This is a genomic window from Thioclava sp. L04-15 (assembly GCF_002020275.1).
Classification (GTDB): domain Bacteria; phylum Pseudomonadota; class Alphaproteobacteria; order Rhodobacterales; family Rhodobacteraceae; genus Thioclava; species Thioclava marina.
In genome coordinates, this window is record NZ_MPZW01000006.1 from 196,213 (window position 1) to 216,524 (window position 20,312).

A 20,312-nucleotide genomic window follows, 5' to 3' on the forward strand; every position below is an offset into this window, starting at 1 on the left:
CCCGCAGCATTCAGCCCATCTTAGGGACAACGCGACAGAAAGCGCAGTGACGAATTCGGGCCCAGAAGCGGGAAAACGCACAGGGCCCCGTACGAGAAAAGAAGAGGCGAAGACGATGGCACTCGTTCACGACATCCAACTGAGCGAAAGCGGCTTCTCGAAGCTCAAGGCAAAACTCTCCGACGCCATGGCGCGTCGCAAGGTGTACCGTCAGACGCTCAACGAACTCCGCTCGCTGTCCTCCCGCGAGCTCGACGATCTCGGGATGCATCGCTCGATGATCACCCGCGTGGCCTATGAGGCCGCATACGGCAAGTAATTGATTTCCGAAGCCCCTCTCCTCCTCCCTGGGGCTTAGGAACTCGGCGGCGCCCTCCTCCTCCTCCCTGAGGGCGCCGCCATCCAGACCATACCGGCCCCGCGCGGCGAGACGCTGCGATGCCGGAACCGAGCTGCCCGGGTCTCTCTCCTCCTCCCTGAGACCCGCGCTGAGCAGGCGGCGACCTCTCTCCTCCTCCCTGAGGTCGCCGCCTACAATCAGCGCGCAGGTGCGACAGGCTGTCGCATGCTGCGGTGCAGCACTTGATATGCGGACCAAAGGGTCCAAACTGAGGATAAGAATGCGAAAGGTCCTCTCCTCCTCCCTGGACCGATCGTTTTGGCGGCACCCTCCTCCTCCTCCCTGAGGGTGCCGCCCACCAGATACCGAAGGCCCTATCCTCCTCCCTGGGCCCAAGGGTAAGACGCTGCTTCTTCCTCCTCCCTGAAGCGGCGTCGGACATGCCGAAGGGTCTCTCCTCCTCCCTGAGACCCAAGGTAGCAAAGAGACGGCGGCGCCCCTCCTCCTCCCTGGGCGCCGCCGTTTTCTTTTCTCGCCATGCGGAGAGGTCGAGGGGGCCCTGCCCCCGCGCCGTGCGGCGCCCCCCGAGATATTTGGATCAAGAAGAAGGCCCGCGCTTCGGGATTGCCCTCACGCGCGGCGCAGGGCAGGAAGGAGCGCAAGGAGGCCCGCCGATGCTGTCTTATCAACACGCCTATCACGCCGGAAATCTCGCCGATGTGCACAAGCACGCACTGCTGGCCTCGGCGCTCGACTACCTCACGCGCAAGGACAAGCCGTTGAGTTACCTCGAGACCCATGCCGGGCGCGGGCTCTATGCGCTGGATGCGGCCGAGGCGGTGAAAACGGGCGAGGCGGCGGCGGGGATCGCACGGATCGAGGGCTTGGGCTGGTTTGCGCCCGATCACCCCTATATGCGGGCGCTCGCCACGGTTCGGGCCAAGCATGGGCCGCAAGCCTATCCGGGCTCGCCGCTGGTGGCCATGGCGCTCTTGCGGGACATCGACACGATCCAGCTTTGCGAGCTGCATCCGAAGGAATTCACCGCGTTGCGCCAGGCTGTGGGGCGCAAGATCACCGTTCACAAGGCAGACGGGCGCGAGATGGCTCTGGCGCTCACGCCCCCCACCCCGCGCCGCGGCCTGATGCTGATCGATCCGAGCTTCGAGGAGAAGGCGGATTATGTCGCGATGCCGAAGCTGATCGGGCAGGTCGCGAAAAAGTGGAACGTCGGGATCATCGCATTGTGGTACCCGGTTCTGGCCTCGGGCGCACAGGAGGGGATGGTCGCCGCATTGCGCGGCGCTTTCCCCGAGGCACTGAGCCACGAGGTGCGCTTCCCCCCCGCGCGCGAAGGCCATGGCATGATCGGCTCGGGTATGTTCGTGGTGAATCCGCCCTTCGGACTTGCGGGCGAGGCAGAGCGGCTCTCAGCCCGTTTTGCCGCCTTGTGAGGCAAGGAAAGCCTCGAACGCCTTGAGGGTGCGGGTCGAGACATGGTGCTCAATCCCTTCGGCATCGAGCTCGGCCAGATCCTCGGGCACCCCCACGGCGCGTAGAAGCGCCACGACGGTTCGGTGCCGCGCGCGCACCTGCTCGGCCAATGCCTCGCCGGCTTCGGTCAGGAACACCCCGCGATAGGGACGTGAGACCGCCAGTCCCTCCCGCTTGAGCCGCGCAACGGCCTTCGTGGCCGTCGGATGAGCCACGCCGAGCCGCGCCGCGATTTCGGTGATCCGAGCTTCGCCGAATTCGGCCGCCAGATCCGCGATCATCTCGACATAATCCTCCAGCAACGCCCGGGAGGCGCGCTCACGGGCACGGTTGAAGCCCTTGATCTGAGAGGGGTCGGTTTCGCTCATCGCTCCTGTCTCGCCGGGTGCCTGATGCGGGGGCCGCCCGCATAGCGCAGCGCCTGCCGGAAGCCAAGGAAAAGGATGACGCGGGCACTCCTCCCAAGTCAACGTAATTTAGCCCCTTGCGAAATTTGTAGCCAAGGCTACATTTCGCAAGCGCAGCAACAGGAGACCCGGGCAATGAACAGTCGCGCAGGACAGGGAATGAGTGACAGGACACGGTCGGCCATGGCCGAGGTTCTGGCCGGATCGCCCCGGCGCGGTGCGATGTGGCTTTTCTTCGGCCCTGCCGTGATCGCTTCGGTCGCCTATATGGATCCCGGCAATTACGCGACGAATATCGGGGCGGGCGCGGGTTATGGATACAAGCTCCTGTGGGTCGTGCTGGCCGCGAACCTGATCGCGATGCTCTTCCAGGGGATCTCGGCGCGGGTCGGGATCGTCACGGGCAAGAACCTGGCCGAACTGTCGCGCGAGAATTTCTCGAAACCCGTCACGATCGCGATGTGGATCGTCTCGGAGATTGCCGCGATGGCGACCGATCTTGCGGAGTTTCTGGGCGGCGCGCTCGGGTTGTCACTGCTGTTTGGCTGGCCGCTGATCTGGGGGATGGGCGTGACGGCGGTGGTCACCTACGCGATCCTGATGTTCGAACGTGGCGGCTTCCGGCCGATGGAGATCGTGATCGGCGCGCTCGTGGCGCTGATCGGGGCCTGTTACCTGGCAGAGATGTTCGTGGCCCCCGTCGATTGGGGCAGCGCACTTGCGGGTCTGACCACCCCCACGATGCCCGATGCCCGCGCCCTGACGATCGCGGTGGGCATCATCGGCGCGACGGTGATGCCGCATGCGATCTTCCTGCATTCAGGTCTGACCCAGCACCGGGCGCTCACCAGCGACCCTGCGCAAAAGGCAAGGTTGGTGAGCTTCTCGAACCGCGAGGTGATCATCGCGCTCGCCGTCGCAGGAATGGTGAACATGGCGATGGTGATCATGGCGGCCTCTGCCTTCCATCAGGGTCATGCCGAAGTGGCCGAGATCGAGACCGCCTATCACACACTGACGCCACTTCTGGGCGGGTTCGCCGCCGCCGCCTTCCTGACCTCGCTGATCGCCTCGGGGATTTCCTCTTCGGTCGTGGGCACGATGGCGGGGCAGATGATCATGCAGGGCTTCATCCGCCGCCACATTCCGGTCTGGTTGCGCCGGGTGATCACGATGGCCCCCGCTTTCGTCGTCGTCTGGCTGGGCGTGAACACGACCGAAGCGCTGGTGATGAGCCAGGTGGTGTTGTCGATCGCTCTGCCCGTCCCGATGGTGGCGCTTCTGGTCTTCGCGCGGCGCCCCGACATCATGGGCCGGTTCGCGATCCGCGGGCCGGTGCTGTGGCTCGCGGTTCTGGGGGCGACGGTGGTACTGGGGCTCAATTTCGTGCTGCTGTGGCAATCGGCGGGACTGCCGGTGCCGGGGCTCGTCGAGTAGGAGCGCGGGCAACTTCGCCGCATCGGCCCATTTCGGCGGGCCAATTTCCGGCGGCGACAAGCCCCGCGACAACTCTGCCTCCCCCGCCCCATTGACAGCCCCGCCCTGCGCGCGCAAAAGGCTCGGGCAACATATATCCCGCAACCGGGCGTTCCGTGGGCGCCAAACCGACGAGGAGGACGACATGTCCCAGATCTCCCTCACCTTCCCTGATGGCAATTCGCGCGAGTACGACGCAGGCGTGACTCCTGCCGAAGTGGCCGCCTCGATCGCGCCCTCGCTGGCGAAGAAAGCGATTTCCGCGCAGGTCAACGGCGCGCATTGGGATCTGCAATGGCCGATCCATGAGGATGCGCAGATCGCGATCAACACGATGGCCGATGACGGCCCCGCGCTGGAGCTGATCCGCCATGACCTCGCCCATATCATGGCCCGCGCGGTGCAGGACCTCTATCCCGGCGTGAAGGTCACGATCGGCCCGGTGCGCGACAATGGCTGGTTTTACGATTTCGACCGCGAAGAGCCCTTCACCCCCGAAGACCTCGGCGCCATCGAAAAGAAGATGCGCGAGATCATCAACGCCCGCGACCCGGTCAAGACCGAGGTCTGGAGCCGCAAACATGCGATCGACCACTACCTGGCCACGAACGAGCCGTACAAGGTCGAGCTGATCAACCGGATCCCGCCCGGCGAGGATATCCGGATGTACTGGCACGGGAACTGGCAGGATCTCTGCCGGGGCCCGCACCTTCAGCATACCGGTCAGGTGCCCGCCGACGCGTTCAAGCTGACCCATGTCGCAGGCGCCTATTGGCTGGGCGACTCGAGCCGCCCGATGCTCCAGCGCATCTATGGCGTGGCGTTTAAGACCAAGAAGGATCTCAACGCCTGGGTCACGATGATGGAGGAGGCCGCCAAGCGCGACCACCGCAAGCTCGGCCGCGAGATGGATCTCTTCCACATGCAGGAAGAGGCGCCGGGCCAGATCTTCTGGCACCCCAACGGCTGGACGATCTACACCGCGCTTCAGGACTACATGCGCCGCAAGCAGCGCGCCGACGGCTATGTCGAAGTGAACACCCCGCAGGTCGTCAACCGCAAGCTCTGGGAAGCCTCGGGCCACTGGGAGAACTATCAGGAGAACATGTTCATCGTCGAAGTCGACGAGGAGCATGCCCGCGAAAAGACGATCAACGCGCTCAAGCCGATGAACTGCCCCTGTCACGTGCAGATCTTCAATCAGGGCGTCAAAAGCTATCGCGACCTGCCGCTGCGCATGGCCGAGTTCGGGTCCTGCGCGCGCTATGAGCCCTCCGGCGCGCTGCACGGCATCATGCGCGTGCGCGGCTTCACGCAGGACGATGCGCATATCTTCTGCACCGAGGACCAGATCGAATCCGAGACGAAGAAATTCATCGAATTCCTCGCCGGGATCTATTCCGACCTAGGCTTCGACGACTGGTCGGTGAAGCTCTCGACCCGACCCGAAAAGCGTATCGGCTCGGAAGAGAGCTGGGACCATGCCGAGGAAAGCCTCGGCAATGCCTGCCGCAATGCCGGTTACGATTACGAGATCCAGGAGGGCGAAGGCGCCTTCTACGGCCCGAAACTGGAATTCACCCTGACCGATGCGATCGGTCGGCAATGGCAGTGCGGCACCCTTCAGGTCGACCCGAACCTGCCCGAGCGCCTCGATGCCGATTACGTGGGGTCGGATGGCGACCGGCATCGTCCGGTCATGCTCCACCGCGCCGTTCTGGGCTCCTTCGAGCGTTTCCTCGGCATTCTGATCGAGAGCCATGCGGGCAAGATGCCGCTCTGGCTCGCCCCGCGTCAGGTCGTGGTCGCCTCGATCGTCTCGGATGCCGATGATTACGTGCGCGAAGTCACCGAGAAGCTCCGTGCCGCGGGCCTGCGCGCCGAGGCCGATACCCGCAACGAGAAGATCAATTACAAGGTCCGCGAGCATTCGCTGGCCAAGGTGCCCTATATCTTCGCGATCGGGATGAAAGAGGTCGAGGAGCGCACCGTTTCGGTCCGCAAGCTCGGCGACACCCGCACTGCGACGGTCGCGCTCGACGAGATCGTGGCCGAACTGGTGGCCGAATCGACCCCGCCGGACCTGCGCGGATAATTGCCGCAAAAACAGGCGGATCGCCAAATTTCACTGGCCTGTGAGGGGGTTGCGCCCCTCACGGATTGTCATTGCATTTTTGCAAAACTCATAGAGACTCGGAAAGCGTGTTTCGCAGACTTTCCTACCGCCTCGCTTCTGTAAAAGGCAGCCGGAAGATCCGAAAGACACTGGCTGCACGGCCCGGCGGCAATCTCGCCCCCGGGAGACTACGAAGGAGAAGACGGTATGGCCACTGGCACCGTGAAATGGTTCAATTCCACCAAGGGCTATGGTTTCATCGCCCCCGACGAAGGCGGCAAGGATGTGTTCGTGCACATCTCGGCGGTCGAGCGTGCGGGCCTCAAGGAACTCGCCGACAACCAGAAAGTGTCGTACGAGCTCCAGTCGGGTCGCGACGGTCGCGCCTCGGCTTCGGATCTGCAACTGCTCTGAGCGTTTGACACAGGTTTGACCCGAACGGCCCGCGCCATTTGCGCGGGTCGTTTGCTTTCGAGCGTCTCAGACGCTCAGAGCCACTCGGCCTGAACCGGCTTCGCCCAGCCCAGCGTGAGTTTGTCGCCCTCGCGGATTACCGGGCGCTTCATCAGCGTCGGATGGGCCCTCAGCAGATCGGCGATGGGCGCCGCGCGCTCTTCCTCGCTCAGAGCGCGCCAAGTGGTCGAGGCGCGGTTGACGATCTTTTCGCCAAACGCCGCTTCGAACTCGGCAATCTCTTCGGTCGTCAGGGGCTCGGCGCGCACGTCGCGAAACTCCACGTCCCGGCCCGCCGCTTCCAGAGCCTTGCGCGCCTTGCGCACCGTGTCACAGGTCGAAATCCCAAAGACGATCATTTACCCCTCCGTCAAAGCGCCATTCTCGAGCCGCAGCACGCGATCCATCTTCGCGGCCAGCTCCAAGTTATGCGTCGCGATCAGCGCCGAAAGTCCCGTTTCGCGCACGAGCCCCATCAGCACGTCGAAGACCGTGTCCGAGGTTGCGGGATCGAGGTTGCCCGTCGGCTCGTCGGCCAAAAGCAGGCTCGGCGCGTTGGCCAGCGCCCGGCAGAAGGCCACACGCTGCTGCTCGCCACCAGAGAGCGCGGAAGGGCGGTGATCCATCCGCGCAGACAGCCCCACCCGGCCAAGAAGATCCGCCGCACGCGCCTCGGCTGCGGATCGGCTCACGCCATTGGCGAGCTGCGGCAAGATAATGTTCTCGGCCGCCGTAAACTCCGGCAGCAGGTGGTGGAACTGGTAGACGAAACCCAGCTTCTCGCGCCGCGCCGCCGTGCGCTTGCCGTCGCGCGCGCCCGACAGATCCTCGCCGTCGATCACCACCCGCCCCGCATCGGGCGTATCCAGGAGCCCCGCGATATGCAGCAGCGTCGACTTGCCCGCGCCCGAAGGCGCAACCAGCGCGGTCACCTGCCCTTTCGGGATCGTGAGGCTCAGGTCGCGCAGCACCGTGATCTCGTTGGGCTTCCCCCGGTTGTAACTCTTCGCGATGCCTTCGCAGATCAGCACGTCATTCATAGCGCAACGCCTCCACCGGGTTCATCCGCGCGGCGCGCCGCGCGGGGAAGATCGTCACGATGAAGCTCAGCGACAGCGACAACGCCACCGCCTTGATCACGTCCAGCGGCTGAAGTTTCGCCGGCAGGTGATAGATCCCACGGATCGACGGATCCCAGACCCCGCCCCCGTTCAGCCAGTTCACGAAACTCATGACGCTGTCGATATTGACCGCGAAAAGCACCCCCAGCGTCAGCCCGGCGATCGTGCCGATCACGCCGGTGAACGCCCCGCAGAGGAAGAACACCCGCAGGATCGAGCCCTGGCTCAGCCCCATCGTGCGCAGGATGCCGATATCGCGGCCCTTGTTCTTGACCAGCATGATCAGCCCCGAGGTGATATTCATCGAGGCGATCAGCACCAGGATCGAGAGGATGATGAACATCACGTTATCCTCGACCGTGAGCGCACGCAGGAAACTGCCCGAAGCATCCTTCCAGGTCCACAGCAGGGTTCCCGGCCCGCTCGCATCGCTGATCGCGGCCTCCCAGCTTTCGACCTCTTCGGGATCGGTCACATCCACGTCGATCTCGTCCGCCCCTCCCTCACGGTTGAAATAGCTCTGCGCCTCGCTGAAGGGCATGTAGAGCCGCGTCTGGTCGATATCGTAGCGCCCCGCCGAGAAGATATAGACGACCTTGTAGGCATTGACCCGCGGGCTCGTCCCAAGCGGCGTCTTCGCACCATTGGGCGAGATCAGCTTGATCGTGTCACCGACCGAGACGCCCAGATCGCGCGCCATCCCGATCCCCATCGCGATCCCTGCACCGAAATCGTCGATATCGCCCTGCGCATCCTCGGAATGGGCGATATTGGGAATGTTCTTCAGATCGCTCAACGCCAACCCGTAGACATCGCCCACGTTCGAGCGCTCGCCGAAACTCACCATCGCCTGACCACGCACCGCAGGCGCGGCGCTCACCACGCCCGGGATCGCCTTGATGCGCTCGGTGCGCTCCGTGTAATCGCGGATCAGCCGCGAATAGACCCCAGATCCCTCCACCACCTCGGTCGGCGCGGAATAGACGGTGATCTGCGGGTTCGAGCCGACGATGGTGCCGACGAACTCGGCGCGAAACCCTGCGCGCACCGCAAGCGTCGCAATCAGCGCGGCCACGCCCAGCGTGATGCCGATGAGCGAAATCCAGGTCATCACCGACACGCCCCCTTCGGCGCGACGCGCGCGCAGGTAACGCCAGGCGATCATGAACTCGAAACGGGAAAACGGGGCAGTGCGTGCGGCCATCGGCTCCATCCACCAAAATTCGGCGCAAGCTGGCGCGGCTGGTCCGAAAGGTCAAGGCCGCACGCCCCGTCTTGGCGGGTGCACGCCTCTTCATCTTGCCCGAAATACATCGGGGGGCGCGTCAGCGCGGGGGCAGCGCCCCCTCAACGGCAGGTCAGCGTGGCCGGCACCTGTGCCAGAAGCGGCGCCATCTGCGCTGCCATCCCGGCCGGATAATCGGTCTGCACCGAGGCGAGCAGCGCCCCGCTTGCGCAATCGAGCCGCTCGGTCTGGTGCAGTGTCACCTTTCCGAAAGCATCTTGCGAGCGGATCGCGAAACCGGCCGTGCCCTGGTCGTCGCTCAGAACCGTCTCGCCATCGAGCAGGATCGCGCGCAGGAGCTGGTCATGGGCCGCGTCCAGATCCGAACCGTTGTCGGCATGGGCCCGCAGCGCCACATGAGGCGCTTTGTGTGGATCGATCCCGGGCGCCGAGAACAACACCCCGCCACCGGGCATCGTATCCGAGACCCAGCCTTGCGGCACCTGCGCGGCGATGCCCAGATCCGCATCGGACCACGCGACCAGACCGCCCGCCTGCGCGGCCCCTGCAAGAAGGAGCCCCGCGACCAGCGCGACGATCGGATCAGAGCGCCGCATAGATCCCCGCGACCTTCTCGACCGCCTCTTCCGCCGACATCTCTTCGCTCTCGCCGGTACGGCGGCAGGTGAGTTCCACCTTGTTCGCCGCAATCCCGCGCGGCCCGACGGTGATGCGCCAGGGCAGACCGATCAGGTCCATCGTCGCGAATTTCGCCCCCGCCCGTTCCTCGCGGTCGTCATAGAGCGGGTCGAGCCCGTGCTCGACAAAGGCGCGATACAGAGCCTCGCAGGCGGAATCGCAGCTCACATCACCCTGCTTGAGGTTCACGATCCCGACATGGAACGGCGTGACGCCCTCGGGCCAGATGATGCCCTTCTCGTCGTGGTTCGCCTCGATCAGCGCGCCGACGAGACGGCTCACCCCGATCCCGTGCGAGCCCATGTGGACCGGCACCTTGCCCTGATCGGGGGTGTTCACGGTCGCGCCCATCGGCTCGGAATACTTGGTGCCGAAATAGAAGATCTGCCCGACCTCGATACCGCGGCCGACCTTGCGACGGTCTTCGGGGATCTCGTTGAAGAGCGCCTCGTCATGGGTCTCGTCGGTGCGGGCGTAAAGGGTGGTGAACTCTTCGCAGATGCCCGCCACCTCGTCGCGATTGTCGTAATCGACTTCGCGCTTGCCCAGTTTCAGCTCGGGCACCTTGGCGTCGTAGAACACTTCCGACTCGCCCGTCTCGGCCAGCACGAGGAATTCATGCGTATCGTCACCCCCGATCGGGCCGCTATCGGCGCGCATCGGGATCGCGGTGAGGCCCATGCGCTCATAGGTGCGCAGGTAGCTGACCATGTGGCGGTTATAGGCGTGCAGCGCGTCTTCCTTGGTCAGGTCGAAATTGTAGCCGTCCTTCATCAGGAATTCGCGGCCGCGCATCACGCCAAAACGCGGACGCACCTCGTCGCGGAATTTCCACTGGATGTGGTAGAGCGTCAGCGGCAGCGACTTGTAGCTTTCCACATGGCTGCGGAAGATGTCGGTGATCATCTCTTCGTTGGTGGGACCATAGAGCATGTCGCGGTCGTGGCGATCCTTGATGCGCAGCATCTCGGGGCCATAGGCGTCGTAACGACCCGATTCCTGCCACAGAGTCGCGGGCTGGAGTGTCGGCATCAGCAGCGGAATATGGCCCGCGCGGATCTGCTCTTCATGCACGATCTGCTCGATCCGGCGCAGCACCTTGTAGCCCAGCGGCAGCCAGGAATAGATCCCGGCCTGCTGTTGCTTGACCATGCCCGCGCGCAGCATCAGGCGGTGCGAGGCGATCTGCGCCTCGGCGGGCGTTTCTTTCAGAACGGGGAGAAAGTAGCGGGACAGGCGCATGGCGGTCCTTTGAGCGTTGAGGTCCTATGTTGCGCTTGGCCTAGAGGAAATGGGGGGATTGGGCAAGATGGCTAACCGCGCAAGGCGACCTCGTAGCGCGGGTCCCGCACCCATCCCTTTGTTTCGAGAGAGACCTCTAGATAGCGCTCGAACTGCTCGCGCGGCAGATTGTAAGGGGTCGGCGGATGATGCCAGTATTCGAGCACCCTCAGTGGCACAGAGTTCATTGTCGGCCCGGGACCGCAGCAGTCTATATTGGGCGGATCGCCGTAATGCAGAAGCCCTGCCTCAATGATTTCGGCAAGTCGCATAAGCTCTCCGCCCGCTGCGTTTCGCAGCCGTGGCGGTTGCATGTTCAGTTCCGAGAAGGCGACCTGAAAACTGTGCCGGCAAGCCTGGCAGCAAATCTCAGCCAAGGCCGTCTCTTTTGCATAGACATTCGCCACCGAGAGCGGAGAGAAACGCCCCCAGCGCGGCACGGCATTTTCGTCGAACCAGTCGGGTGGGGCGACGATACGAGAAAGAATGTCTTTATAGTGGTTATGCATACGGCCTCCGAAATATCCCAACCTTTGTAAATATAACGAGCCTAACGCCCCTCCCCCACGCTCAAAAGTCCCCTTCCGTGGTAGAATAGCTCATCTCACCTCGACCCTCGGCGCGGGGTGACCAGCCCCGGGCCGAGGCCGATCCTTGGCACTCCAAACAAGCCCCCCAAGGTGCGGCTGCCTGTGGCCCGGCGCCGTGACGCACGGCGCGTTCGCCGCTAAAGGCTTCCACTGGAAGCCTTTCGAGACGCGGCTCACCCCTTGATTTCCCTCGCCGTTTCGCCACGTTAGGACAACGCCCTTTCGCAAAGGAGCCGCAATGGCCCTGCCTGTTCGCCAGCAGATCACCTATTGGACCGTCGCCACGCTGGTGCTTGTGTTCTCGCTGTGGTGGCTGGGCAATGTGATCCTGCCCTTCATCATGGGCGGTGCGATCGCCTATTTCCTCGACCCGCTGGCCGACCGGCTGGAAAAGCTCGGTCTGTCGCGGGCGGCCTCGACGGCGATCATCGCGCTGATCGCGGTGCTGGTCTTCGTGGTGCTGTCGCTGGCCATCGTGCCGATGCTGGTGCGCCAGCTCGGCCAGCTCGTGGCGCTGGCGCCCGATCTGCTGCGCTCGTTCCAGGGCTTCCTGAACGAGCGTTTCCCGGACCTTTTGCAGAACTCCGTGGTCAATGACACGCTCAATTCGCTGGGCAACGCGATCAAGTCGCGCGGCGGAGAGCTGGCTGCGACGGTGCTGAGTTCGGCGATGACGGTGGTCAATATCGTCGTCTTCATCGTCGTGGTGCCGGTGGTGGCCTTCTACATGCTGCTCGACTGGGACCGGATGGTGGCCAAGATCGATGCCTGGCTGCCGCGCGATCATGTCGACACGATCCGCCAGATCGCCCGCGATATCGACCGGGTGCTGTCGGGCTTCGTGCGCGGGCAGGTCACGGTCTGCCTCGTGCTCGGCACTTTCTACGCGGTGGCGCTGATGGCGGCGGGACTCGATTTCGGGCTGCTCGTGGGCTCGGTTGCCGGTGCGCTGACCTTCATTCCCTATATCGGCGCGATCATAGGCGGTACGCTCGCGATCGGGCTGGCGCTGTTCCAGTTCTGGGGCGAATGGCTCAATATCGGGATCGTCGCGGGCATTTTCGCGCTTGGCCAGTTTCTCGAAGGCAATTTCGTGACGCCGAAACTCGTCGGCGATTCCGTGGGGCTTCATCCTCTCTGGCTGATCTTCGCGCTTTCCGCCTTCGGCACGCTCTTCGGTTTCGTCGGAATGCTGGTCGCGGTGCCGGTCGCGGCGGTGATCGGAGTGGTTGCGCGTTTCTTCATTGACCAATATCTGCATGGGGCGCTCTATCGCGGCCTGTCGGCGCAAAGCCTTCCAGCGGAGACAGGGACCGGCACGGGCGCAGCCGAGACGAGCGACAACGAGAGCTGAAATGGCCGAGCAGTTGACCTTCCCGCTGCATCTGCGTTCCGCGCAGGGGCGCGAGGACTTCTTCATCGCCCCCGCGAATGCGCTGGCGCTGACCACGCTGGACAGCCCAGAGGCCTGGCCGCTGGGGCGGATGATCCTGATCGGGCCCGAGGGAGCGGGCAAGACGCATCTCGCCGCGATCTGGGCCGACGAGCACGGAGCGGACGTGCTCCGCGCCCGCGATCTCACCGAAGACATGGCCCCCGACCTGGTCGCCCAGGGTGCGGCGGTGATCGAGGATGCCGAAGCGATCGCGCAAAGTCCCGAGCATCAGCGCGCGCTCTTTCACCTGCATAACCTGATGCAGGCCGAGGGCGGGCAACTGCTGCTGACCGCACGCACGCCGCCGCGCGACTGGGGCCTCACCCTACCCGACCTGATCAGCCGGATGGAAGCGACCGCGACGGTGCGCATCACGCCCCCCGATGACGCGCTTCTGGCCGCGGTTCTGGTCAAGCTGTTTGCCGACCGCCAGCTGACCGTGGCGCCGAACCTGATCTCGTGGCTGGTGACGCGGATGGACCGCTCGCTTGCTACCGCGCGCAAGCTGGTCGCCGCGCTCGACCGGCAGGCGCTCGCGCAGCGTCGCGCGATCACCCAAAGGCTCGCCGCAGAGGTGCTGGACAGTCTCGACTGAGCCGCGCAAACTGTCACGCAGGCATTACAAACTCCAACGATAAGCGCGCCATGACACAAGCCGATTTCCTCAAGTCCCCCTTCCCGACCCCGATCACGCTGCCCGAAGCGGAGATCACCGGACCGGGGCGTTTCTTCAACCGCGAACTGAGCTGGCTTGCCTTCAACTGGCGGGTGCTGGAAGAGGCGCGCAATCCGCGTGTGCCCCTTCTCGAGCGGGTGCGGTTCCTGTCGATCTCGGCCACCAACCTCGATGAATTCTATACCGTGCGCGTGGCCGGCCTGATGGAGCTGGTACGCGAGGGCAACGTGAACTCTTCCGACGACGGGCTGTCGCCGGCCGAGCAGCTCGAGAAGATCAACGCCAATGCTCGCCGCCTGATGGATACGCAGCAGGCGACATGGTCGGCGCTCAAGCGCGAGATGGAACGCGAGGGGATCCATGTCGTGTCGCGCTCGCGGCTGACCAAGCGCGACCTCGACTTTCTTTCGGATCACTTCCTCAACAAGGTCTTCCCGGTGCTCTCGCCACTGGCGATCGACCCGGCGCACCCCTTCCCCTTCATCCCCAATACGGGCTTCTGCCTCGCGCTCGAGCTGGAGCGCGACAACGATCATCGCCGCCTGCAGGCTCTGCTGCCGATCCCGCAGCAGATCGACCGCTTCGTGCGCCTGCCCGGTGAAGCCCGCTTCCTGCCGCTCGAACAGCTCCTGATGCTGCATCTCGGCTCGCTCTTTCCGGGCTACAAGGATGTGGGCTCGTGCTCGTTCCGGGTGCTGCGTGACAGCGATCTCGAAGTCGAGGACGAGGCCGAAGACCTCGTGCGCGAATTCGAAACCGCACTCAAGCGCCGCCGTCGGGGCCAGGTCATCCGCATGTCGGTCTCGGCCGGCGCGCCCGAGGACCTGCAAGCGCTCGTGATGCGCGAATTGCACGTCGCTCCCGAGGACGTGGTCGAGGAAAAGGGGCTCGTCGGCATCGCTGATGTGAAGGAACTGGTTCTGGGCGAGCGCCCCGACCTGCTCTGGCCGCCCTTCACCCCGCGCGTGCCCGAACGCGTGCAGGACCACGAGGGCGACATGTTCGCCGCAATCAAGCAGAAGGACATCCTTCTGCATCACCCCTATGAGACCTTCGACCTCGTGGTGCGCTTCCTCGATCAGGCCGCCAACGATCCGAACGTGCTGGCGATCAAGCAGACGCTCTATCGCACCTCGAAGGACAGCCCGATCGTCTCGTCACTTTGCGAGGCCGCCGAGAACGGCAAGTCGGTTACTGCATTGGTCGAACTGAAAGCGCGCTTCGACGAGGCCGCGAACATCCGCCAGTCGCGCCGGCTGGAGCGCTCGGGCGCGCATGTCGTCTACGGCTTCATCAACTACAAGACCCATGCCAAGATCTCGACCGTGGTGCGCCGCGAGGGCGACCAGCTCGTGACCTATACCCACTACGGCACCGGCAACTACCACCCGATCACCGCGAAGATCTACACGGACCTGAGCTTCTTCACCTGCGACGCGGCGCTGGGGCGCGATGCGACCAAGGTGTTCAATTACCTCTCGGGCTATGTGCAGCCCGAAGGGCTTGAAAACCTCGCGATCTCGCCGATCTCGCTCAAGCCGCGCCTGCTCGAGCTGATCGCGCGCGAGGCCGAGAACGCGCGGCAGGGCAAGCCCGCCGAGATCTGGGCGAAGATGAACTCGCTGATCGAATCCGAAGTGATCGACGCGCTCTATGCCGCCAGTCAGGCGGGGGTGAAGATCTCGCTCGTGATCCGCGGCATCTGCGGCATTCGCCCGGGCATCAAGGGCCTGTCCGAAAACATCCGGGTGAAATCCATCGTCGGGCGTTTCCTTGAACATTCGCGCATCGTCTGCTTCGGCAATGGCCACAGCCTGCCCTCGAACGAGGCGCGCGTGTTCTTCTCCTCAGCCGACTGGATGGGGCGCAACCTCAACCGCCGGGTCGAGACGCTGATCGAGGCGAAGAACCCCACCGTGAAAGCGCAGATCGTCGGCCAGATCATGTCCGCGAACATGGCCGACGAGGCGCAGAGCTGGATCCTGCAACCCGACGGCAAGTTCATCCGCCACCTGCCCGAGGGCAAGGAGGATCTCTTCTCCTGCCACCGGTTCTTCATGGAATATCCCTCGCTCTCGGGCCGGGGTTCCGCAGGGGCACAGGACGTTCCGAAACTTGCCCACAGCTTCGACTAGCCCTAGCGTGGGGCCGGACGACTCACTCGGACGGGCTCGATGACGAAAAACAAGGCGCCGCTGGAACTTGCCGATGGCGACGATTGGGATCCCTTTGGTCAGCCGCTCTTCGACGATCCGTCCGTGCGCGCGCTTTCGCGCGTCGGCGTCGTCGATATCGGATCGAACTCGATCCGCATGGTGGTCTTCGACGGGGCGGCCCGCAGCCCGGCTTATTTCTTCAACGAAAAGGTAATGGCGGGCCTCGGTCAGGGGCTGGCCGAGACCGGTCGGCTCAATCCCGAGGGGCGCGCGCGCGGCCTTGTGGCGCTCAAACGCTTCGCCGCCCTTGCCGAAGGGATGGATATCGGCCCGCTCACCTGCGTTGCGACCGCCGCGATGCGCGATGCCGAGGACGGCCCCGAGTATCACGCGCAGATCGAGAAAGAGACCGGCCTCAAGGTCCATGTGATCGACGGGATCGAGGAGGCGAGGCTCTCGGCGCAGGGCGTGCTTCTGGGCTGGCCCGAGGCCGAGGGGCTTGTCTGCGACATCGGCGGCAACTCGATGGAGCTGGCCGAGATCCGCGCCGGGAAGGTCTGGCGCCGCGCCACCTCGCAACTCGGCCCGTTCCGCCTGCAACAGATCGAGGGCGGCAAGAAGGCCGTCACCGCGCATATCCAGGCCACGATGGCCGAGCTTGCCGCACAGGTCGGCACCGATCACGAACGCATCTACCTCGTGGGTGGCTCGTGGCGCGCGATCGCACGGCTCGACATGGAGCGGCGCGGCTATCCGCTGCTGGTTTTGCACGAATACCGGATGGACCCCGAGGGGTTGGTGGAGACGATCGACTGGATCGCCAAATCCGACAACGAGAAGCTGCGGGCCAAGACCGGCACCTCCTCCGCGCGGATGGAGCTGGTCCCGCTTGCCACGCAAGTGCTGCGCGAGCTGATCGAGACCTTCCAGCCCAAGGAGATCGACGTCTCGGCCTACGGTATCCGCGAGGGTCTGCTCTACGAGCAGATGCCCGAGCGCCTGCGCCGCCGTGACCCATTGGTCGAGGCTGCCCGCCATACCGAGCGCGTGATGAGCCGGATGCCCGGATTTGGCAAGAAACTGCACGCCTTCATCGAGCCGATCTTCGGTCCGCTGCCGCCCGAGAAATTCCGCCTCGTGCGCGCCGCCTGCCTACTTCACGACACGACGTGGCGCACGCATCCCGATTACCGCGCCGAGGCCTGTTTCGAGAATGTCACCCGCGCGAATTACTCGGCCATGTCCCATGCCGAGCGGATCTGGCTCGGAGTGGCGCTCCTGCACCGTTACAAGAACTCTCGCAACGGCTCGCGCCTTGAACCGTTCCTGCCCCTGCTGAGCGACGAGGACATTCAGGAAGCAGAGGTGCTGGGCAAGGCGATGCGCTTCGGATCGATGTTCGCGACCCACAGCCCCGGCGACGCCGGAGAGCTCCAATATTCGGCCAAGAAGGGCGTTCTGGAGCTGAAGCTGACCAAGCGCGGCACCGCACTTTTCGGAGAGGTCGCCGAGGCGCGTTTCCGCTCTCTTGCCAATGCGCTCAAAGCCGAGGCGAAGATCTCGTGACATAGATCGCGACGCGGTCTGGACTGCTGTTCCGCGGCCGCTGCGTCAACCAGCGCAGGATCGCGGCTGCGGGGCAAGGACGCCTTGGCGCTTGAGAAATTGCTCAACCTCGCGATAGGTTGCTCACTGGACATGGGGAGCGAAGGGACGTGGACATGGGCGCAGCCATCGAGCTCGTCATCTTCGATTGCGACGGGGTGCTGATCGACAGCGAGGTGATCAGCGCGCGGATGCTGATTGCCGAACTGGCTGAACATGGCATCGAGATCGACATGGGCTTTGTCGCCCGGAACTTTCTCGGGCGCAGCTATCCGGTGGTGCTCCAGCGCGTGCGCGAGGAATTCGGCATCACGCTCCCCGACCAGTTCGAAGCCGATTACCGCGCCCGTCTCCTGGTGGCGTTCGAGCGCGATCTGAAGATCATGCCGGGGGTTGCCGAGGTGCTCTCGCGGCTGGCGGTGCCGTTTTGCGCCGCGACCTCTTCAAGCCCCGCACGCGTGGCGCGCTCGCTCCAGCTCACCGGGCTTTCCGAAGCTTTCGCGGGCCGCATCTTCACCGCCTCGCAGGTCGCAAATGGCAAGCCCGCCCCCGATCTCTTTCTCCACGCCGCAGCCCAGATGGGCGCGGAACCTGCGCGCTGCCTCGTGATCGAAGACAGCCTGATGGGCCTGCGCGCAGGCCAGGCAGCCGGGATGCGTCTGTGCCATTTCACCGGCGGCAGCCACATGAGCGATGTACACCTGCCGGAGGGCATGCCGCCTCCCGAGGTGACACTTGGTGGCTTTTCGCGCTTTTTCGTGCAATTCCCGGAGTTGCAAGCGAAGGAGCCCGCCCGCTGATGAAAAAGCCCCTGCCCGATCCCGAGGAAAGCGCGACCGATGCGGCAGCGCGTGCGGCCTGGCTCTATTATGTCGGCGGGCTGACCCAGGATCAGATCGCGACAGAGCTTGGCGTCTCGCGCCAGCGCGCCCAGCGCCTTGTTTCCAAGGCCATGGCGGAGGGGCTGATCCATGTCCGGCTGGAGCATCGCATCGCCGGATGCCTCGCGCTCGAGGCCGAACTGAAACGGCGCTATGACCTGAAAACCGTCCGTGTCGCCCCGCGCTTGGGTGAGGGCGCCGATCCCACCCATGCGATCGCCCCCGTCGCGGCGAGCGTGATGGAGCGTTTCCTGCGCCAGCCCGAACCGCAGACGATCGCGCTTGGCACCGGGCGCGCGCTGCGCGCGATGGTCGAAGAATTGCCGAAGATCAATTGCGAGCAGCACAAGCTCGTTTCCCTGATCGGCAACATCTCTCCCGACGGGACCGCGTCGAATTATGACGTGATCATGCGGGCGGCCGACAAGCTGAACGCACGCCACTACCCGATGCCCCTGCCGGTGCTGCTCGACGACCCTGAGATCCGGCGCAGTTTCTACGCGCTGCCGCAGCTCAAGATCGTCGCATTGCTCGCGGCAGAGGCCGATGTGACCTTCGTGGGCGTCGGCCAGATGAGCGAGAGCGCGCCGCTTTACGTCGACGGGTTCATCTCGGCCGATGATCTGCGCGAGGAGCGCGCGCTTGGCGCTGTGGGCGAGATCGCCTCCTGGTGCTTCGATTCGCAGGGGCGTTTTCTCGAAAGCCGCCTGTCGCGACGTGTTGGCGGCTTGCGCCCGGGTGGGCGCGAGGGGGCTCACACGATCGGGATCGCTGCGGGCCCCGAGAAGGTCACCCCCCTGCGCGCGGCGCTAAAGGGACGCCTGCTCAACGGGTTGGTGACGTCCGAACAAACCGCCGAGGCGCTTCTCTCCTAATCTCTTCTCCCACGAACCGGAGGGTTTTCGAAAAGGGAGTTGACAGAAAATCGCACATGAGTGAGCATTCGCTCATACTCTGGGCATCTGCTCGGATTCTTTGGGAGGAGAAACATGACAATGAAATTTCGCGCGCTCGCGGGCGCGTGCGTCCTTGGCTTGACCGCCAGCGGCGCAATGGCAGAGACCACCATCACCGTCGCGACCGTAAACAACGGCGACATGATCCGCATGCAGGGATTGATGGATGACTTCTACGCCGCGCATCCCGACATCAAGGTGAACTGGGTCACCATGGAAGAGAACGTCCTGCGCCAGAAGGTGACGACGGACGTGGCGACCAAGGCTGGTCAGTATGACGTGATGACCATCGGCACCTACGAGGTTCCGATCTGGGGCAAGCAGGGCTGGCTCGTGGCTCTCGACAATCTGCCCGACAGCTATGACGTGAACGACCTTTTGCCGGCGATCCGCTCGGGCCTGACGGTGGATGATCACCTCTACGCCCTGCCCTTCTATGGCGAGAGCTCCTTCACCATGTATCGCAAGGACCTGATGGAGAAGGCCGGGCTCACGATGCCCGAGGACCCGACCTGGGCCGACATCGAGAAAGCCGCCGCCGCGATGACCGACAAGGAAGCGGGCATCTACGGCATCTGCCTGCGCGGCAAGGCCGGCTGGGGCGAGAACATGGCTTTCCTCTCGGCGATGGACAACTCGATGGGTGGCCGCTGGTTCGACATGGACTGGAACCCGCAGTTCAACACGCCGGAGTGGAAGAACACCCTCACCACCTATCTGAACCTGATGAACGAATACGGCCCGCCCGGCGCCTCGTCGAACGGCTTCAACGAGAACCTGGCGCTGTTCCAGCAGGGCAAGTGCGGCATGTGGATGGACGCAACCGTCGCGGCCTCCTTCGTGACCAACCCCAAGGACAGCAAGGTCGCCGATCAGGTCGGCTTCGCGATGGCCCCGCACAAGGATGGCGTGGCGAAGAACGGCAACTGGCTTTGGGCCTGGACGCTGGCGATCCCGGCGGGCACTCAGAAGGAAGACGCCGCGAAGACCTTCATCGAATGGGCGACCTCGAAGGAATACACCGCGCTCGTCGCCTCGAAAGAAGGTTGGGCGAACGTGCCCCCGGGCACCCGCACCTCGCTCTACGAGAACCCCGACTACACCAGCGCGGCGCCTTTCGCGGATCTGACGCTGAAGTCGATCAACGCGGCTGATCCGAAGAGCCCCTCGGTGCAGGACGTGCCCTATACCGGCGTGCAATTCGTCGCGATCCCCGAGTTCCAGGCGATCGGCACCGCTGTCGGCCAGCAGTTCTCGGCGGCCCTCGCGGGTCAGATCACGGCCGATCAGGCGCTTCAGAACGCGCAGTCCCTGACCGAGCGTGAAATGAAGAAGGCAGGCTACATCAAGTAAGCCGCCCACCCCGGCGGGGCCGCCCCATACCGGCCCCGCCACCAAATT

At 64.3% G+C, this 20,312-nt stretch carries 19 protein-coding genes; 12 read left to right on the forward strand and 7 right to left on the reverse strand.

Going from position 1 to position 20,312, the window contains the following annotated elements:
- Positions 1-115 precede the first annotated feature (115 nt).
- Both BMI90_RS14170 and rlmJ read left to right on the forward strand, forming a co-directional pair.
- On the forward strand, positions 116-319 hold the full coding sequence (locus BMI90_RS14170) for a DUF1127 domain-containing protein (protein WP_078530138.1): 204 nt from the start codon (positions 116-118) through the stop codon (positions 317-319).
- Between the two features lie 695 nt (positions 320-1,014).
- Positions 1,015-1,794 carry a 23S rRNA (adenine(2030)-N(6))-methyltransferase RlmJ gene (gene rlmJ, locus BMI90_RS14175; RefSeq protein WP_078530139.1) on the forward strand — a complete coding sequence of 260 codons (780 nt, stop codon included), beginning with the start codon at positions 1,015-1,017 and terminating at the stop codon, positions 1,792-1,794.
- Here the strand turns inward: rlmJ and mntR are convergent.
- Complete coding sequence (gene mntR / locus BMI90_RS14180) at positions 1,771-2,202, reverse strand: manganese-binding transcriptional regulator MntR (protein WP_078530140.1); 432 nt, start codon at positions 2,200-2,202, stop codon at positions 1,771-1,773. The genes rlmJ and mntR overlap by 24 nt on opposite strands.
- Before the next feature lie 198 nt (positions 2,203-2,400).
- Between mntR and BMI90_RS14185 the strand changes: the two genes are divergently transcribed.
- The 3 genes from BMI90_RS14185 (at position 2,401) to BMI90_RS14195 (ending at position 6,247) form a co-directional block, all read left to right on the forward strand.
- The gene (locus tag BMI90_RS14185) at positions 2,401-3,678 is read left to right on the forward strand and encodes an Nramp family divalent metal transporter (protein ID WP_245795053.1); all 1,278 of its coding nucleotides are present in this window, start codon (positions 2,401-2,403) and stop codon (positions 3,676-3,678) included.
- Between the two features lie 184 nt (positions 3,679-3,862).
- Complete coding sequence (gene thrS, locus BMI90_RS14190; RefSeq protein ID WP_078530142.1) at positions 3,863-5,812, forward strand: threonine--tRNA ligase; 1,950 nt, start codon at positions 3,863-3,865, stop codon at positions 5,810-5,812.
- Positions 5,813-6,040: 228 nt separating this feature from the next.
- Positions 6,041-6,247 carry a cold-shock protein gene (locus BMI90_RS14195; RefSeq protein ID WP_038078802.1) on the forward strand — a complete coding sequence of 69 codons (207 nt, stop codon included), beginning with the start codon at positions 6,041-6,043 and terminating at the stop codon, positions 6,245-6,247.
- A gap of 74 nt (positions 6,248-6,321) precedes the next feature.
- Here the strand turns inward: BMI90_RS14195 and BMI90_RS14200 are convergent, their stop codons facing one another.
- From BMI90_RS14200 to BMI90_RS14225, 6 genes are all read right to left on the reverse strand, one after another.
- Entirely contained in the window at positions 6,322-6,645 is a 324-nt protein-coding gene (locus BMI90_RS14200) for an ArsC/Spx/MgsR family protein (protein ID WP_078530143.1), read from the reverse strand.
- Positions 6,646-7,326 (reverse strand): ABC transporter ATP-binding protein, encoded by a 681-nt coding sequence (locus BMI90_RS14205; protein WP_078530144.1) that lies wholly within the window; start codon positions 7,324-7,326, stop codon positions 6,646-6,648.
- Positions 7,319-8,611: a lipoprotein-releasing ABC transporter permease subunit gene (locus BMI90_RS14210; RefSeq protein WP_078530145.1), complete on the reverse strand. Its 1,293-nt coding sequence runs from the start codon at positions 8,609-8,611 to the stop codon at positions 7,319-7,321. Before BMI90_RS14210 ends, BMI90_RS14205 begins: the two co-directional genes overlap by 8 nt.
- A 143-nt stretch (positions 8,612-8,754) precedes the next feature.
- Positions 8,755-9,249 carry a hypothetical protein gene (locus BMI90_RS14215; protein ID WP_078530146.1) on the reverse strand — a complete coding sequence of 165 codons (495 nt, stop codon included), beginning with the start codon at positions 9,247-9,249 and terminating at the stop codon, positions 8,755-8,757.
- A complete protein-coding gene (proS, locus tag BMI90_RS14220; protein ID WP_078530147.1) occupies positions 9,236-10,573 on the reverse strand; it encodes a proline--tRNA ligase in 1,338 nt (445 codons plus the stop codon). The genes BMI90_RS14215 and proS overlap by 14 nt, the downstream gene beginning before the upstream one ends.
- A gap of 71 nt (positions 10,574-10,644) precedes the next feature.
- Positions 10,645-11,121, reverse strand: coding sequence for a hypothetical protein (locus tag BMI90_RS14225; protein ID WP_078530148.1), 477 nt, complete (start codon positions 11,119-11,121; stop codon positions 10,645-10,647).
- Between the two features lie 319 nt (positions 11,122-11,440).
- Between BMI90_RS14225 and BMI90_RS14230 the strand changes: the two genes are divergently transcribed.
- The 7 genes from BMI90_RS14230 to BMI90_RS14260 all read left to right on the forward strand — a co-directional run bounded on the left by BMI90_RS14230 (position 11,441) and on the right by BMI90_RS14260 (position 20,264).
- On the forward strand, positions 11,441-12,556 hold the full coding sequence (locus BMI90_RS14230) for an AI-2E family transporter (protein WP_078530149.1): 1,116 nt from the start codon (positions 11,441-11,443) through the stop codon (positions 12,554-12,556).
- A 1-nt stretch (position 12,557) separates the two neighbouring features.
- A complete protein-coding gene (locus BMI90_RS14235) occupies positions 12,558-13,232 on the forward strand; it encodes a DnaA/Hda family protein (RefSeq protein ID WP_078530150.1) in 675 nt (224 codons plus the stop codon).
- Between the two features lie 50 nt (positions 13,233-13,282).
- Positions 13,283-15,448 carry an RNA degradosome polyphosphate kinase gene (locus tag BMI90_RS14240; RefSeq protein WP_078530151.1) on the forward strand — a complete coding sequence of 722 codons (2,166 nt, stop codon included), beginning with the start codon at positions 13,283-13,285 and terminating at the stop codon, positions 15,446-15,448.
- Positions 15,449-15,487: 39 nt separating this feature from the next.
- A complete protein-coding gene (locus BMI90_RS14245) occupies positions 15,488-17,035 on the forward strand; it encodes a Ppx/GppA family phosphatase (protein ID WP_078530152.1) in 1,548 nt (515 codons plus the stop codon).
- Positions 17,036-17,184: 149 nt separating this feature from the next.
- Positions 17,185-17,874 carry an HAD family hydrolase gene (locus tag BMI90_RS14250; protein ID WP_078530153.1) on the forward strand — a complete coding sequence of 230 codons (690 nt, stop codon included), beginning with the start codon at positions 17,185-17,187 and terminating at the stop codon, positions 17,872-17,874.
- The gene (locus BMI90_RS14255; protein WP_078530154.1) at positions 17,874-18,830 is read left to right on the forward strand and encodes a sugar-binding transcriptional regulator; all 957 of its coding nucleotides are present in this window, start codon (positions 17,874-17,876) and stop codon (positions 18,828-18,830) included. Before BMI90_RS14250 ends, BMI90_RS14255 begins: the two co-directional genes overlap by 1 nt.
- Positions 18,831-18,944: 114 nt before the next feature.
- A complete protein-coding gene (locus tag BMI90_RS14260) occupies positions 18,945-20,264 on the forward strand; it encodes a sugar ABC transporter substrate-binding protein (protein ID WP_078530155.1) in 1,320 nt (439 codons plus the stop codon).
- Positions 20,265-20,312 lie beyond the last annotated feature (48 nt).

Excerpts from the sequence above, each read along its gene's own strand:
- BMI90_RS14260 (WP_078530155.1), top strand. The coding sequence starts at position 18,945 with ATGACAATGAAATTTCGCGCGCTCGCGGGCGCGTGCGTCCTTGGCTTG.
- BMI90_RS14170 (WP_078530138.1), top strand. The coding sequence starts at position 116 with ATGGCACTCGTTCACGACATCCAACTGAGCGAAAGCGGCTTCTCGAAG.
- BMI90_RS14255 (WP_078530154.1), top strand. The coding sequence starts at position 17,874 with ATGAAAAAGCCCCTGCCCGATCCCGAGGAAAGCGCGACCGATGCGGCA.
- BMI90_RS14200 (WP_078530143.1), bottom strand. The coding sequence starts at position 6,645 with ATGATCGTCTTTGGGATTTCGACCTGTGACACGGTGCGCAAGGCGCGC.
- BMI90_RS14230 (WP_078530149.1), top strand. The coding sequence starts at position 11,441 with ATGGCCCTGCCTGTTCGCCAGCAGATCACCTATTGGACCGTCGCCACG.
- proS (WP_078530147.1), bottom strand. The coding sequence starts at position 10,573 with ATGCGCCTGTCCCGCTACTTTCTCCCCGTTCTGAAAGAAACGCCCGCC.
- BMI90_RS14245 (WP_078530152.1), top strand. The coding sequence starts at position 15,488 with ATGACGAAAAACAAGGCGCCGCTGGAACTTGCCGATGGCGACGATTGG.
- BMI90_RS14205 (WP_078530144.1), bottom strand. The coding sequence starts at position 7,326 with ATGAATGACGTGCTGATCTGCGAAGGCATCGCGAAGAGTTACAACCGG.
- BMI90_RS14185 (WP_245795053.1), top strand. The coding sequence starts at position 2,401 with ATGAGTGACAGGACACGGTCGGCCATGGCCGAGGTTCTGGCCGGATCG.
- BMI90_RS14225 (WP_078530148.1), bottom strand. The coding sequence starts at position 11,121 with ATGCATAACCACTATAAAGACATTCTTTCTCGTATCGTCGCCCCACCC.
- BMI90_RS14215 (WP_078530146.1), bottom strand. The coding sequence starts at position 9,249 with ATGCGGCGCTCTGATCCGATCGTCGCGCTGGTCGCGGGGCTCCTTCTT.
- thrS (WP_078530142.1), top strand. The coding sequence starts at position 3,863 with ATGTCCCAGATCTCCCTCACCTTCCCTGATGGCAATTCGCGCGAGTAC.
- BMI90_RS14210 (WP_078530145.1), bottom strand. The coding sequence starts at position 8,611 with ATGGCCGCACGCACTGCCCCGTTTTCCCGTTTCGAGTTCATGATCGCC.
- BMI90_RS14195 (WP_038078802.1), top strand. The coding sequence starts at position 6,041 with ATGGCCACTGGCACCGTGAAATGGTTCAATTCCACCAAGGGCTATGGT.
- BMI90_RS14240 (WP_078530151.1), top strand. The coding sequence starts at position 13,283 with ATGACACAAGCCGATTTCCTCAAGTCCCCCTTCCCGACCCCGATCACG.
- BMI90_RS14235 (WP_078530150.1), top strand. The coding sequence starts at position 12,558 with ATGGCCGAGCAGTTGACCTTCCCGCTGCATCTGCGTTCCGCGCAGGGG.
- mntR (WP_078530140.1), bottom strand. The coding sequence starts at position 2,202 with ATGAGCGAAACCGACCCCTCTCAGATCAAGGGCTTCAACCGTGCCCGT.
- rlmJ (WP_078530139.1), top strand. The coding sequence starts at position 1,015 with ATGCTGTCTTATCAACACGCCTATCACGCCGGAAATCTCGCCGATGTG.